Source organism: Herbiconiux aconitum (assembly GCF_024979235.1).
Lineage (GTDB): Bacteria > Actinomycetota > Actinomycetes > Actinomycetales > Microbacteriaceae > Herbiconiux > Herbiconiux aconitum.
On the sequence record NZ_JANLCM010000001.1, the window covers coordinates 145,926 to 160,004 of the forward strand.

Here is a 14,079-nt window from a genome sequence, read left to right on the forward strand (position 1 = left end):
AGCCGAAGGCCGGGCGAGCCCGAAGGGCGGCGGGCCGGTACCCTACTGCAACGGCAGATGCGACGGCGGGGTGGGGTGCTCCGTGAGATCACCCAACAGGTCGGCCACGAGCCGCGCCGACGGCACGTCGCGGAGCACAAGGGTGAGATCCGGCCCCGCCACCACCCGCACATCGCCCGACGCGAATGCGGCCTGGAGCGGGGTGCGGCGGAGGCGCACATCCGTCACCCGCGCGAGGTAGACATCCTGTCGCTGACGAACCAGGATGCCGCGTCGCGCGATGATGCGACGCGTGGTGACGGTGTAGCGGTGGCCGAGCCACGCCAGGAAAGGCAGGAGAGTGACGAAGAAGACGAGGGCGCAGGCGACGGCTAGAGCGGTCCAGTTCTGCCACTCCTCGGGGAAGCGGCCGCCGAAGTAGCCGAAGGCGGTGACGGTGGCGAAGAGCACCAGAACCGAGAGGGTGAGACGGCGGGCGTGCGGACGGGTGCGCAGCAGCACGACCTCGGGCGCCGTCGGACGCAGCGGCTCGACCGAGGTGGTGTAGCCGGGGTCGACGTTCGCCGCACCCCAGCCGAATCGCTCGGTCGCGGCCGGGTCGTTGCGCGACGGCGTCGCTCCCGGCGGGTAGGTGCCGTCACCGTGCCCCGGCTTGTCGCCGCGCCGAGCGCCCTGCGGCGATCGCGACGACCCGGGCTGGGTTGCGGAAAGCACGGGGCCCGGCCCGCGCACGACGGAGGTGAAGGAGTCCGTCTCGTCGGTGCGCCTGGCCATACGCCCCATTCTTACCGCGTTTCGCCGTTTAGCCCGTCGTCGTGCCGGAGATGCGTCACATCGCCTGCCGAGACCACGAGCGGCGAACCGCCTTCGGAGTCGTCGACGATGAGTCGTCCCGTCTCGTCGACGCCCCGGGCGACCCCCGTACGGAACACCCCGCCGGGAAGCTCGACGCGCACCGCGCGGCCGATCGTTCCGGTGATCCGCGTCACGTCATCGAGCAGGCCGCTCGCCACCGGGTCGCCGTCGTGCTCCAGCCAGCGCTCGTAGAGCATGCCGAAGTCGCGCAGGTAGCCGGCCATCACGGCATCGGGCGACGGATGCTCCACCCCGGCCACCAGCAACGACGTCGACGTCGGCGTCGGCAGCTCCGAGGCGGTGAGCGTGAGGTTCACGCCCGCGCCGATCACGAGACCCTGCCCGGTCGACAGCAGCTCGCCGAGAATGCCCGACACCTTCTTCTCGCCGATCAGCACGTCGTTCGGCCACTTCAGGCTCACGGTCTCGCGGGCGAGCCTGTGGGCGGTGTGGATGCGCGCGGTCTGCACCAGGCCCGTCACCACGCGGGCCATCGCCACCCCCGCGAGCAGCGGCAGCATCCCGTAGCGGTCGACCGGCACGAGGTCTCCGGATGCGCCGCGCGGCCGCAGCAGCACCGAGATCGCGAGTGCGCGGCCGGGAGGCGCGGTCCAGACGCGGCCGAGGCGCCCGCGGCCCGACACCTGGTTGTCGGTGGCGACCACGGCGAGATCCGGCCACTCCGAGGCCGACGGACCGGTGGCCGCCTGCACGAGCACATCGTTCGTGGAGCCCACCTGCGCCATCCACTCCAGCCGGGGTGCGACGGCACGGGACAGCGGCAGGGCGGGCGGCGACGCAGGCTTTTCCATGCGGCCAAGCTACCGGACGGCGGCTCAGCGGCCCACAAGCTCACCGACCGCATTTGTAGGGTTTCGTCAACGGGAAGCGCTGAGGGCTGGCCGGTAGAGTGAACGGCGTGACCGAAGATCTGACCCCCCAGCCCGACTTGTACACGACGGCGGGCAAGCTGGCCGACCTCAAGAACCGCTATCACGAGGCCGTGACGGCATCGGGCGAAGCCGCCATCGAGAAGCAGCACAAGCGCGGCAAGAAGACCGCTCGCGAGCGCATCGAGCAGCTGCTCGACCACGGCTCCTTCGTCGAGATCGACGAGTTCGTGCGCCACCGCACCCACGCCTTCGGCATGGAGAAGTCGCGCCCCTACGGCGATGCCGTGGTCACCGGCACCGGCACCATCCACGGCCGGCAGGTGGCGGTCTACGCGCAGGACTTCACCATCTTCGGCGGCTCGCTCGGCGAGGTCGCCGGCGAGAAGATCATCAAGGTGATGGACCTCGCGCTGAAGACCGGCGTGCCCATCATCGGCATGCTCGACTCCGGTGGCGCCCGCATTCAGGAAGGCGTCGTGGCGCTCGGCAAGTACGGCGAGATCTTCCGCCGCAACACGGCAGCATCCGGCGTCATCCCGCAGATCTCCATCATCATGGGCCCGGCGGCCGGCGGCGCGGTGTACTCCCCCGCGCTCACCGACTTCGTGATCATGGTCGACAAGACCTCGCAGATGTTCGTCACGGGCCCGGATGTCATCAAGACCGTCACCGGCGAAGACGTCGGCATGGAGGAGCTCGGCGGCGCGCTCACCCACAACAAGATCTCGGGCGTCTCGCACTTCCTGGCGTCGGATGAAGACGACGCCCTCGACTACGCCCGCGCCCTGCTCAGCTATCTGCCCGACAACAACCTCGCCGAGCTGCCGGTCTACGACTCGGTTGCCGAGCTCGAGATCACGGATGCCGACCGCAAGCTGAACACCATCGTGCCCGACAGCCCGAACCAGCCCTACGACGTGCACACCGTGATCGAACACCTCGTCGACGACGGCGAGTTCCTCGAGACACAGCCCCTCTACGCACCCAACATCGTGGTGGGCTTCGCGCGCATCGAGGGCCGCTCGATCGGCATCGTGGCCAACCAGCCGAACGCCATGGCCGGCACCCTCAACATCGAGGCCGGTGAGAAGGCCGCCCGCTTCGTGCGGTTCTGCGACGCGTTCTCGATCCCGATCCTCACCCTCGTCGACGTGCCCGGCTACCTGCCCGGCACCGACCAGGAGTGGACGGGCGTCATCCGCCGCGGCGCCAAGCTGCTCTACGCCTACGCCGAGGCCACCGTGCCGCTCGTGACCGTCATCCTGCGCAAGGCCTACGGCGGGGCGTACATCGTGATGGGGTCGAAGCAGCTGGGCGCCGACATGAACCTCGCCTGGCCCACCGCAGAGATCGCGGTGATGGGCGGGCAAGGCGCGGTGAACATCCTGTACCGCGGCGAGATCAAGCGCGCCGAGGAGGCGGGCGAGGATGTCGCGGCCGTGCGCACCAAGCTCGCGAACGAGTACACGTACAACGTGGCGTCGCCGTTCTTGGCGGCGGAGCGTGGCGAGCTCGACGGCGTGATCGAGCCGGCAGCCACCCGGGTCGCTGTCACGAAGGCCCTCCGTGCGCTGAAGACCAAGCGCGCTTCGCTGCCTCCGAAGAAGCACGGGAACATTCCGCTCTGATCTGGGCGGGGAATGAGGGGGTGGATGTTCGCACTCCCGCCTAAGGGTTGAGCGGAGCTCAAAGGCGGCGGGAGCACGAACATCCACCCCCTCATTCGCGCTGTTGGCGAGACGCAGGTCGTAGGCGTAGCGGCACGGGCGGATGCGCCGATAGAGTCTCCCCACCGCCCCAAGCCCAAGGAGACCACTGTGCCGACCTGCGAGCTCGCCGCCACCGGAATGGAAACGGGGCTGCTGCTGCCGGCCGCCGCCATCGCTTTGCTCGGCATCGGGGTGGGAACCGCCGCTGTGCTGACTCGCAAAGGCAAACGCCGCGCCGCCCTGCTAGGGGTGGTGCCGGTGATCGTGGCCGGTCTCGTGGTGACCGGAACTCCTGCTCCGTCGTTCGCGAACGCGGGCTCCGGATGCGTGGCCGAGGCCCCGGCAGGAGGCGGCGTTCCCGTCGTGCCCCCGGTCACCCCGCCCGCCACCGAGTTCACGGCCGGCGCCGTGGGCATCGGCGACCCCTACTTCCCGCTCGACGGCAACGGCGGGTACGACGTGGGCGATTACGACCTCGACCTCGCCTACGACCCCACGACGGGGTCGATCACTGGCACCGCTACGATCACAGCCACCGCCACGCAGAACCTCTCGGCCTTCAACCTCGACCTCGACGGGCTCGCCGTCTCGTCGGTCGCGGTCGACGGCGCGCCCGCCACCTGGACGTCGGCGAGCACCCCGATCAGCATCGTCACCGGTCAGCCCCTGGTGCCCGGCAGCGGCGACGGCGAGGCGACTCCGCCGCGCACCGAGGTCACCGTGACGCCGCCCGCCGGCATCCCGAGCGGCCTGCCGTTCACCACGGTCGTGGAATACGGCGGCGTGCCGACCACCATCGACGACGCCTACGGCATCTCCGGCGTCTTCCACCAGGCAGACGGCGGCGCCCTGATCGTCGGGCAGCCGCGAGTCGCGGCGACCTGGTTCCCGGCCAGCGATCACCCGGCCGACAAGGCCACTCTCACGGTCACGATGTCGGCGCCGAGCGAATTCACCGTGGTCGGCAACGGCCACCTGGTCTCGCAGACCCCGGTCGGTGCGAACACGGAATGGACCTGGCGCTCCGACCAGCCGATGGCCCCCTACCTCGCCACCGCCTCCATCGGCGACTACGAGCTCACCTCCTTCAGTCAGGACGGCATCGACTACTGGAACGCGATCGACGAGGATCTCTACGACATCCCCGCCGACGACGACGACCCCACCGGCCCCAGCGCCGGCGAAGCAGCGGCGTCGATTTTCGCTGACGAGCCCGAGGTCATCGACTTCCTCTCCAGCGTCTTCGGCCCCTACCCCTTCACCGAGGCCGGCGGTATCGCCGCCGACCAGCCCGACCTCCAGTTCGCCCTCGAGAACCAGACCCGCCCGATTTACGGAGCCTGGGCCTTCAGCAGCCTCGACGACCCGAGCGTCGTCGTTCACGAGCTGGCCCACCAGTGGTATGGCGACAGCCTCGCCATGCACCGCTGGAGCGACATCTGGCTCAACGAGGGCTTCGCCACCTACGCCGAGTGGCTCTGGGCCGAGCACGACGGCGGAGACACCCCGGCGGTGCAGGCTCAAGCAATCTATGACGGCATCCAGGCCGACGACGAGTTCTGGACTGTCGAGGTCGCCGATCCCGGTTCGGCGAACATCTTCGCCGACGCCACCTACGACCGAGGTGCGATGACCTTACAAGCCCTCCGCAACGCCGTCGGCGACGACGCGTTCTTCGCAATCATCCAGGGCTGGGCCGCTGAGAACGCCGGCGGCAACGTCAGCACCGACCAGTTCATCGCCTACGCCGAGCAGGTCTCAGGCCAAGACCTCACGGCCCTCTTCGACACCTGGATCTACTCCACAGGCAAGCCCCCGGTCGCCCCGTAAAGGAGGCGAACGAGGGGTGGGTATTCGTGCTCCCGCCGCCTTTGAGCTCCGCTCAACCCCTAGGCGGGAGTGCGAATACCCACCCCTCGTTCGCCGTTCACGGCAGAGTCACGTCAAGCCGCAGCTGCGGCCTCTCGCGCCTGCCAGGCCGAGGTAACCATCTGGTCAAGAGTGTGGCGCATTGCCCAGCCGAGGTCGCGAGCGGCCAGTTCGCCGGAGGCGACGATTCGCGCCGGGTCACCGGGGCGGCGCGGAGCCGACTCCGGCTCGAAGGCGATGCCGGTGGCATCCGCGACCGCCGTCATGATCTCGCGCACCGAGACACCGTCGCCCGAACCGAGGTTGTAGGCCGGGAGGAGCAACGCACCGTCGTCGAGCTTGCGCGCCGCTTCGACGTGGGCGAGCGCGAGGTCGGCGACATGGATGTAGTCGCGCACGCAGGTGCCGTCGGGGGTGGGGTAATCGGTGCCGTTGATCTTGGGGGTTCGACCGGCCAGCAGGGCGTCGAACACCAGCGGGAAGAGGTTGTGCGGGCTGGTGTCGTAGAGGTTGATGCTGCCCGATCCGACGACGTTGAAGTACCGCAGCGAGGTGTGGCGGAGGCCCGCGGCGACACCCTGGTCGCGCAGCAGCCATTCGCCGATCAGCTTCGACTCGCCGTAGGGGCTCTCCGGGTTCTTCGGGGTGTCCTCGGTCACGATGTCGGTGGGCGGGGTGCCGTAGACCGCGGCGCTGGAGGAGAAGACGGCGCGGTCGATGCCGGCGTCCTGCATCTCCTTCAAGAGCACCGCCATGCCGGTCACGTTCTGCTCGTAGGTGTGCAGAGGGCGCTGCACCGAGACGCCCGCGTACTTGAAGCCGGCGATGTGGATGACCCCGGTCACCTCGTGCTCGGCGAGGGTGCTGCGCACCAACGCGGCGTCGAGGATGCTGCCGCGCACGAAGGGAACGTCGGCCGGCACGAACTCGGCGTGGCCGCTCGAGAGGTCGTCGAGCACGACGCAACTCATGTCTGCCGCGCGCAGTGCCGCGACGACGTGCGATCCGATGTAGCCTGCTCCGCCGGTGACTAGCCAGGTCATGGGTTCCTCTCGATCGATGCCCAAGAGAAAACCCTACCCGCGGCCGGTGACCGTCAGCGCACGAGCGTGCGCACCAACGACATGGCCTCCTTCGGCGACATCGAGGGCAGGTAGGCGCGGCCGATCGCGCCGCCGATCGTCGGCAGCGCGAGCGGGTCGGGATAGGCCATGTAGATGGTGGAGTAGGTGGGGTTGAACTTGGCCTTGAACTTGAACAGCGACGAGAAGCCGTAGGCGGGTTCGAGGGTGCGTGCGAGGAAGTCGGAGAGCTCGGTCATCACCGTCGGCGCAGGCGGCTCCTCGCCCTTCGGCACAGGCGGCTGCGCCAGCGGCGCGCCCGACAGGCTGAGCACCTCGACGCCGAGTTCTTTCATGTGCAACGCCGACGACGCGATGAGGTACTCCATCACCCCGGGCATCGACCCGTCGGCGCGGCGCATGAAGTCGAGGGTGTACCCCACGGCGACGCCGTCGCGATACATCGGCAGCCAACTGGTGACCGCCGCGATGCGACCCTCGGAATCGAGGGCCAGCATGATCGCGACATCCGGGTCTTTGATCTCCTCCAGCGCGCCGAGCGTGAACCCCATCTCGGGCAGCTCCTTCTCCGACACCCACGCCTCCGAGATCGCGTTGATCTGCGCGACCATGGGGCGGGAGAGCTCGTCGTACGTGGTCCAGACGGTCGTCATCCCCTCGCGCACGCCCTTGTTGAGCGACGAGCGCACGTTCTGCCACGACTTGCCCGTCATCTCGAGCGACTGCGGATGCATCAGCGTCTCTTCGCCCACCGACATGAATTGCCACCCCATGCCCTCGAAAACCGGGATGTACTGCTCGTGCACGCTGTAGAACACGGGCACCCAACTGTGCGCGTCGCAGTAGGCCACGAACGCCTCGATCGTCTGCTTCTCGGCGCCATCGCGGCAGACCGGGTCGGACATCGTGATGGCGACCCCGTTGATCACCCGATAGGCGACCGCCGCATCCTTGGTCTCGTTGAACCAGTAGACGTTGCCGGGCCACGTGGTCATCCACCCGAGGGTGCCGCCGCCACCCCGGCGGAGCAGGGCCCGGATGCGCTGGTGATCGCCCACCGAGACCGTGTGCTCGCTCGCCGTGAGCAGTTGGATCGAGGCGATGGTGAACACCAGCCAGAACACCGGCCCGATCCACTGGAAGAGGAAGAGCGTCACTCCGCCCGCCGGAATGAGCACGTCGCCGGTGATGCCCACGAGCGTCACCGGCAGGAACCTCCGGGGCAGGTCGAGCACCAGCTCCACCACGGTCGTGCCGGGGGGCGTGAAGCTGTCGAGGGTGAACATCCCGACGACCACGTTCACGAGCGACAGCGCGAGGAACGCCCCGACCACGATGACGAGGAAACGGATGAAGGCTTCCCGCGGCGCCCGCAACGCGAACCGCTTGCGCGTCACGACGAGCAGCACGACCACGGCGGCCGGCACGGCGACCGTCGACCCGCCCCACACGACGTACTCGCCGACGTCGATCGGCTCGAGCGGCGTGGTGTCGTCGACGATCGACGTGAGCGAGGCGACGAGGCCGAGGAACACCAGCGCGAGCGCGATCATCGCGAGGTTCGTGACGATGCCGAGCCAGAGCGCGAAACGGCGCCCACGGCGCAGCCCCCAGGCCGAGACCAGCAGGAGCGCCAACGGCACGAAGGTCTGCACCACCGGCCCCACGCCACCGAGCGCGCCGAGCCGGCTGAAGTCGTCGCAGACCCCCGTGGTAGCTGTGGCGCAGAAGGTCTTGATGTCGGCGGCGGTCGGGAAGATGTCGCCGTAGAGGCTTCCGGCGAGCCCGAAGGCGCCGGTGCCGTCGGGGTTGATCAGGCTCACCAGCGGGCCCACCGCGGTGATCAGCACGACGGCCGCGATCAAGACCCGCACCTCACCGAAGGAGCTGCGGAGGAACACCACGCCACGACGACGCCGCGCACTCAAGAAGTGTCCGATGACGAGACCGGCGACGGCCGCGATGAGCCGGTAGACGGTCGAGGTGTCGCCGTCGTAGAGGGCGAACATGATGAGGAAGCCGAACGTGACCAGCCGCACCCGGCGCCGCCAGAGCGGGCCCATGAACGAACTGGCGGCCAGCAGGGAGCCCACGATGGGCGTGAGCGGATCGACGGTGAGGTCGAAGCTCGTGCCGTCGGCCCACCACTCCCCGGCCAGCGATCCGATCCACTGCACGAGCACTCCGAGTCCCACTCCGAGCAGGCCGGTGACGAGGAACACCGGCACGAGGCGGCGGCGGCCGAGCAGGCGTTCGGCGACTCCGAGCAGGATCAGGGCGGCGAGGATGTCGCCCACGAGCTGGAACGGGTCCCAGGGGATGAAGAGGGCGGTGAACACCGTCCACCAATTGCCCATGTCGATGACCGTGGTGACGCCGGCCGCCCAGGTGTTCTGCGTGACCTCGGAGGCCGCCCCGAAGAAGGTGCCGGTGATGAGCGCGGTCACCAGGATGAGCACGGCGAAGCCGATGCTGAGGGGAATGGTGGCGAGGTATCGCCTCGCGAACGTGATGGTGTTCCTCATGCCGACGATTCCCCTCTGAAGTCAGGGTTCTAATGTAGCCTCGTCGGTGTGAACGACGAGGATTCGACTTCCGCCGAGCAGCCGGCGCTCCAGGTGCTGACGACCGGCATCAGCCACGAAGAGCTGGCCGCCGTGACCGCGGTGGTCGAGTCCGCCGTCGCGGACGAGCTGGCCGAGTTGCACGACGACGTGCAGATCGGGCCATCCGCCTGGCAGCGCAGTCAGCGTTCGATGCGCAGCCCCGTGCATCCTGGGCCCTCCGCCTGGCGGTCGTTCAGCGGCATCCCTCGCTGATCGAATTCTGGGCACTTGCTGAATGCCTTCAGGCAAATGTCCTCCGAAAGACCTACTGCGCGCCGCGCCGCCGACCGCCAGCATGGGTAGTGCTTGGTGTCTCTCTTTGAGTTACACCGCCGGAGGCAGGCCGACTAGGGTAAGCGGGCTTGCATTCCGGGGGCGAGTCAGGGCGATATTCGGGTTGTCGTCCTGACTCGAAAGCCTTCCGGGGGCCGAATTCATTCGGCCCCCGGTTCTTTCGATCTGGGGGGATCCGCTGCAGCCGCCGGGTCGCCGAGTCGCGGCACCTCCATCCAGAGGTCGAGTTGCGCCTCGTCGGCCGGGTCGGTGCCCTCCCCGGGCCCCGCCGCGCGCAGCCCCACGATCGTGACCGCCACCTCCTCGTCGTGGTGTGCCGTGCGCACCACGACCCGATCGGCCGTGCTCTCGCCGATCTCCTTCGCGATCACCGCGGTGACCCGGGCATGCTCCAGCCGGTCGAGGTCGTCGATGCCGCCGTCATCCAGCAGGGTGACCTCGACGCCCCGGCGTCGCGCCGCGAGCGCCTCCCGCCGCACCGCGTCGTCGAGCAGCCGTCGGCCCCGGATCTCGTCCCGCATCGCCGCTTCCAGATGCAGACACTCCTGCCGGTCCTCGTCGCTCAGCCGCCCGTTGCTCGTCACGATGCGCCGCAACATCGGCTCCACCAGCCGATTCATCTGACCGAGCCGCACCCGGCGCTCGAAGAATTCGGCTTCCTCCTGCGCGTGCCACTCCGCGGCACGTTGCTCGGCTCGCTCGAACAGGCGGGCGTCACGCGAAGCCCGCACGATCGCGACCGTCGTGGCGTGCGCGACCCCCACCCAGATCGGGCCACCGATGACGCCGAGCGCCGGCAGTTCCAGGATGTCGCGCGACCACAGCAGCACGGTCAGGATCATGATCGCGATGCCGCCCCAGGCGAACCAGGGTCGTTGCCGCACCACCGTGATGGTCATCAAGGTGCCGACCGCGCCGATGATCCAGGTGGCGTATCCGTTGTCCACCCGCGGATCGAGCTGGGTGAGCACGAGGATGAGGCCGACCGTACTCACACCGAGGTTGCCCGCGGCCATCGCGAGAGGCATCCGGATCGATGCCGAGGGGGCGAGGCTCAGCGCGGTCGCCGCACCGTAGAGCGCCATGGCCACGACCGAGGGCCACGGCGACGGCGGCACCGCGAGGGAGTAGAGCCCGAGCACGACGTGGTAGGCCGAGAAGATCGCGGCGAGCCCCACCAGCAGGATGCGCGGCATCGTGATCATGACGAGGCCTCGCCGTCGTTGGGAGCCGGCCAGGTGATGACGATCGTGGTCCCCGCCCCGGGAAGGGAGCGGATCTCGGTGGCGCCCCCGACGGCATCCACTCGCTCGCGGATGGAGATGCGAACGCCGAGGCGGTCGGGCGGCACCGCGTCGACGTCGAATCCGGCCCCGGTGTCGGCCACGACCACGGTGACGGCAGGGAGGTCGCCGTCCATCGTGGCGGTGTCGACCGCCGCCCCGTTGAGGTCGGCCGCGACACGACCGTGCACCGAGATGGTGCGGTCGGCGTCGTCGCCGGCGTGCTGGATGCTGTTCACGATGGCCTGCACCGTCGCGGAGTAGAGACCCTCGATCACCCGTGCCGGCACCACCCCGTCGAGGTCGCCATCGGCCGAGAAGGCGATCTCGGCGGTGAGGGTTTCGGCGAGGGAGCGGGAGCGGTCGACGAGCACCGACAGCGGAAGGTCGGCGGAGCCCTCGGATTCTGCGTCAGCGCTCTGCAGGGCCACGAGCGCCCGGCGGGCCATCTGCACGGCCAGCTCCCGGTCGTCGGCGGTGCGACTGCGCGACGCGGCCAGAAGACTCGAGAGCACCCGGTCGTGGATGACGGTGTCGACCCGGATGCGCTCCTGTTCGGCGGCGTGGCGCTTGGCCGCATCCGCGTATCGGCGCACGGCGGTGCGCTGCGCCTCGTCGACCTGGCTGGCGGTGCTGCGCAGGGCGGTGATGACGATCACCACGAAGGTGCCGAGCAGCAAGATGTAGACCGCGTCGAGCAGCGCGAGCCCCCACGACACCCCACCCCCGGAGGGCAGCACGCGCAGCACCGCGTAGATACAGGGCACCGCCACCGTGTAGGCGGACGCCCAGAACGTCGAGAACGAGATGCCGGCCGCGGCGATGGCGACGATCACGATGTACCAGAGCCACGGGTCGGTGCCGACGGCGGCGGCGGGCGATCGAACCGCCAACGGCCAGAGCACGAGCATCACCACGAAGACGCAGGCCAGCACCCCCATGCTGACGCGCACTCCGCGCATGATGAGCGAGCAGACGAAGGCCACGCCGATCGATCCGAACACAGCGAGCGTGACCGCCCACGCCCACCCGGGCCAGAGGGTGGAGGCCGAGTCGTTCAGCACGGGGATGGACAGAAGCGCGAAGACGAACCCGAACAGGCCCACGAGGCGCGCCAGAGTGGAATCGATCTGCGCCCGGCTGAGCGGCGGCCGCGAGTCGGGCGCCACGCCTCTCCCCTCCTCGCCGCGCATTCCCTGCGCCGAAGGACTCGGGCTATTCGACATGCCCGTGTTCGTCGATGGCGAGGATGCCGTCCTCCACCGCCCGGCGCAGCAGCTCCACCTTCGAGCGTGCAGGCCGGCCCACCTCCACGTACTTGGCGCGGATGCGGTCGAGGTATTCCTTTGCCGTCGACACCTTGATGTTGAGCTTCAGCGCCACCTGCGAGAGCGGCAGACCCGAGGCGTAGAGGTGCAGTACGTCGCGTTCGCGCTGGGCCAACTGCGCCTTGCCGAACTCGCGGTCGGCGTCGATGGCGCTCGCCCATTCGAGGTTGTTGAGCACGTCGCCCCGGGCGACCGCCGCGATTGCCGCCATCACCGCGCTGGTGGCCGCGGATTTCGGGATGACCCCGGCCGCACCGGCGGCGAGCGCCTCGCGCACCAGGCCGACCCGGTCGGCGATGCTGTGCACGAGCACCGCCGCGCCCATCGACCGGGCGTGCTGCACGTTCTCGGTGACCGTGAAGTCGTCGCCGAGACTCAGATCCAGCACGATCACGTCGCAGCTGCGACCCGCGAGCGCGACCCAGAGCTCGCTCACCGAGGCGCAGGCGGCGACCACCTCGTATCCCGCCTCGATGCACGCGGTCCGGATGCCGAGTCGCACCGATTCGTGGTCGTCGACGATCGCGACCTGCACGGCACTCGAGTGCCTGCCTGTCACATCCGTTGTCGCCCCGTCGCTGTCGTCGTGCACCGTCCGCCCCTCGCGAAGAATGGCCCTCAGTCTACGGCGACGGCTTTCCGGTGCGCACGGATGCCCGTCAGGCCTTGACGAGCACGCCGATCGTCTCGACGTGGTGCGTGTGCGGGAAGAGATCGTAGGCGCGCACGGTGTCGAGCTCGTAGCCTCCCTCGCGGAACAGGGCGACGTCACGGGCGAAGGCCACCGGATCGCAGGCCACGTAGACCACCTGGGCGACGCCGAGCCGCACCAACGACCCCACGACCTCCTTGCCGGCGCCCGAGCGCGGCGGGTCGATCACCATGGTCGCGGCTTCGAGCCGTCGCCGGTCGTCGGCAGAGGCGAGGCGTTCGAGGTCGGCGAGGTAGCGGTCGACGCGGCCGGTCACGGCTCGGGCGCCGATCCACTCGGCGAGGTTCTCGGAGGCGTGGTCGGTCGCCGTCGCGTCACTCTCGACGCTCGTGATGCGGGTGGCCGGGCCGAAGCGGTCGCCGATCGCGGCGGCCAGGAGGCCGACGCCGCCGTAGAGGTCATGGTTCGCCGCCCGCGGATCGAAGAGGTCGGCCCGGGTCTGCTCCTGCACGGCGCGGGAGAGGGTGCGGGCCGCGTCGCGGTGCACCTGCCAGAAGCCGTTCTCGGCGAGCCGGAACTCGCGGTCACCGACACGCTCGACGATGGTGGCAGGAGCGTCGGCTGCTTGACCGACACCGGTGCGGGGTGCGGATGCGCTGCCATCGACGCCGTCGTCGGCCCACGTCGACGACGCCCCAGCACGGGCTCCGCCGGCCTCTCCCGCTTGCGCACCTTTCGTACGACCGCCACGACGATCCCGGCCAGCGGCACCACGACCCGCCGCTCCGCGGCGGGTGCCGCGGCCACCGTCGCGACCGCCGGTCTTCGAGCGGTCGTCGGAGACGAGCGAGACCCGCAGCTCGCCATCGGCGGTCTCCACGAACTCCACCGCGGCCGCACCCCCGGAGCCGAGGCTCAAGGCACTCGCGATCTCTCGGGCCTCGGCCTCGATGGCCTCCGTCGCGAGCGGCAGGTCGTCGACCTCGATGACGGTGTGCGAGCGCGCGGCGTACGGTCCGATCCGCCCGCCGGGCCCGACGTGCAGGCGCACCCGCGTGCGCCAGTGAGAGCCGGGCACGCGCTCGGCCTTGTCGACGGCGGCATCCGCGCCGATCGGCTCCACCTCGACGACGCGGTCGGTTCCGCCGAAGCGGCGCAGCGCATCCGTCAGCACCTCGCTCTTCAGCGAACGCTGCCGTTCGAGGGCGATGTGGCCGAACTCGGCGCCGCCGGCCCGGAGCTCGGGCGCACGCTCGAGCGAGGCAGCCGCCCAGACGTGAGGGCGGCGGTCGGGCGACGGGGTCAGCACCTCGACGGTGTCGGCCCGCCAGAACGACGCCTTGCTGTCGTCGGCGATGCGCGCGAGCACCCGCTCGCCGGGGATCGCGTCGGAGACGAACACCACGCGGCCGTCGAGTCGGGCCACCATGACCCCGCCGTGGGCTACATTGTCGATGTTCAGCTCGACGAGCTCGTTCTGGTCTTCCATCCTCCGAGCATTTCACAGC

Annotated in this window: 11 protein-coding genes; 3 read left to right on the plus strand and 8 right to left on the minus strand. The window is 69.5% G+C overall.

What is annotated here, in order from left to right:
* Positions 1-42: 42 nt before the first annotated feature.
* Positions 43-774: a PH domain-containing protein gene (locus N1027_RS00655; protein ID WP_259503928.1), complete on the minus strand. Its 732-nt coding sequence runs from the start codon at positions 772-774 to the stop codon at positions 43-45.
* An 11-nt stretch (positions 775-785) separates the two neighbouring features.
* The gene (locus tag N1027_RS00660; RefSeq protein ID WP_259503930.1) at positions 786-1,667 is read right to left on the minus strand and encodes a biotin--[acetyl-CoA-carboxylase] ligase; all 882 of its coding nucleotides are present in this window, start codon (positions 1,665-1,667) and stop codon (positions 786-788) included.
* Between the two features lie 107 nt (positions 1,668-1,774).
* On the opposite strand from N1027_RS00660, the gene N1027_RS00665 reads away from it, so the two are divergent.
* Positions 1,775-3,376: an acyl-CoA carboxylase subunit beta gene (locus N1027_RS00665; RefSeq protein WP_259503932.1), complete on the plus strand. Its 1,602-nt coding sequence runs from the start codon at positions 1,775-1,777 to the stop codon at positions 3,374-3,376.
* Between the two features lie 189 nt (positions 3,377-3,565).
* Positions 3,566-5,287 carry a M1 family metallopeptidase gene (locus tag N1027_RS00670; protein WP_259503935.1) on the plus strand — a complete coding sequence of 574 codons (1,722 nt, stop codon included), beginning with the start codon at positions 3,566-3,568 and terminating at the stop codon, positions 5,285-5,287.
* 113 nt (positions 5,288-5,400) lie between these two features.
* Here N1027_RS00670 and galE read toward each other — a convergent pair whose 3' ends face one another.
* The gene (galE, locus tag N1027_RS00675; protein WP_259503938.1) at positions 5,401-6,369 is read right to left on the minus strand and encodes a UDP-glucose 4-epimerase GalE; all 969 of its coding nucleotides are present in this window, start codon (positions 6,367-6,369) and stop codon (positions 5,401-5,403) included.
* 53 nt (positions 6,370-6,422) lie between these two features.
* Positions 6,423-8,933: a phosphatidylglycerol lysyltransferase domain-containing protein gene (locus tag N1027_RS00680; protein ID WP_259503939.1), complete on the minus strand. Its 2,511-nt coding sequence runs from the start codon at positions 8,931-8,933 to the stop codon at positions 6,423-6,425.
* 48 nt (positions 8,934-8,981) lie between these two features.
* Here N1027_RS00680 and N1027_RS00685 point away from each other — a divergent pair, with 48 nt between their 5' ends.
* Positions 8,982-9,227 (plus strand): acyl-CoA carboxylase subunit epsilon, encoded by a 246-nt coding sequence (locus tag N1027_RS00685; RefSeq protein ID WP_259503940.1) that lies wholly within the window; start codon positions 8,982-8,984, stop codon positions 9,225-9,227.
* Between the two features lie 221 nt (positions 9,228-9,448).
* Here N1027_RS00685 and N1027_RS00690 read toward each other — a convergent pair whose 3' ends face one another.
* The 4 genes from N1027_RS00690 to N1027_RS00705 form a co-directional block, all read right to left on the minus strand.
* The gene (locus N1027_RS00690) at positions 9,449-10,513 is read right to left on the minus strand and encodes a DUF8320 family protein (RefSeq protein ID WP_259503943.1); all 1,065 of its coding nucleotides are present in this window, start codon (positions 10,511-10,513) and stop codon (positions 9,449-9,451) included.
* The gene (locus tag N1027_RS00695; RefSeq protein ID WP_259503945.1) at positions 10,510-11,760 is read right to left on the minus strand and encodes a sensor histidine kinase; all 1,251 of its coding nucleotides are present in this window, start codon (positions 11,758-11,760) and stop codon (positions 10,510-10,512) included. Before N1027_RS00695 ends, N1027_RS00690 begins: the two co-directional genes overlap by 4 nt.
* Before the next feature lie 46 nt (positions 11,761-11,806).
* Positions 11,807-12,511: a response regulator transcription factor gene (locus N1027_RS00700; protein ID WP_259503947.1), complete on the minus strand. Its 705-nt coding sequence runs from the start codon at positions 12,509-12,511 to the stop codon at positions 11,807-11,809.
* A 67-nt stretch (positions 12,512-12,578) separates the two neighbouring features.
* Positions 12,579-14,060, minus strand: a complete 1,482-nt coding sequence (locus tag N1027_RS00705) for a class I SAM-dependent RNA methyltransferase (RefSeq protein WP_259503948.1) — start codon at positions 14,058-14,060, stop codon at positions 12,579-12,581.
* Positions 14,061-14,079 lie beyond the last annotated feature (19 nt).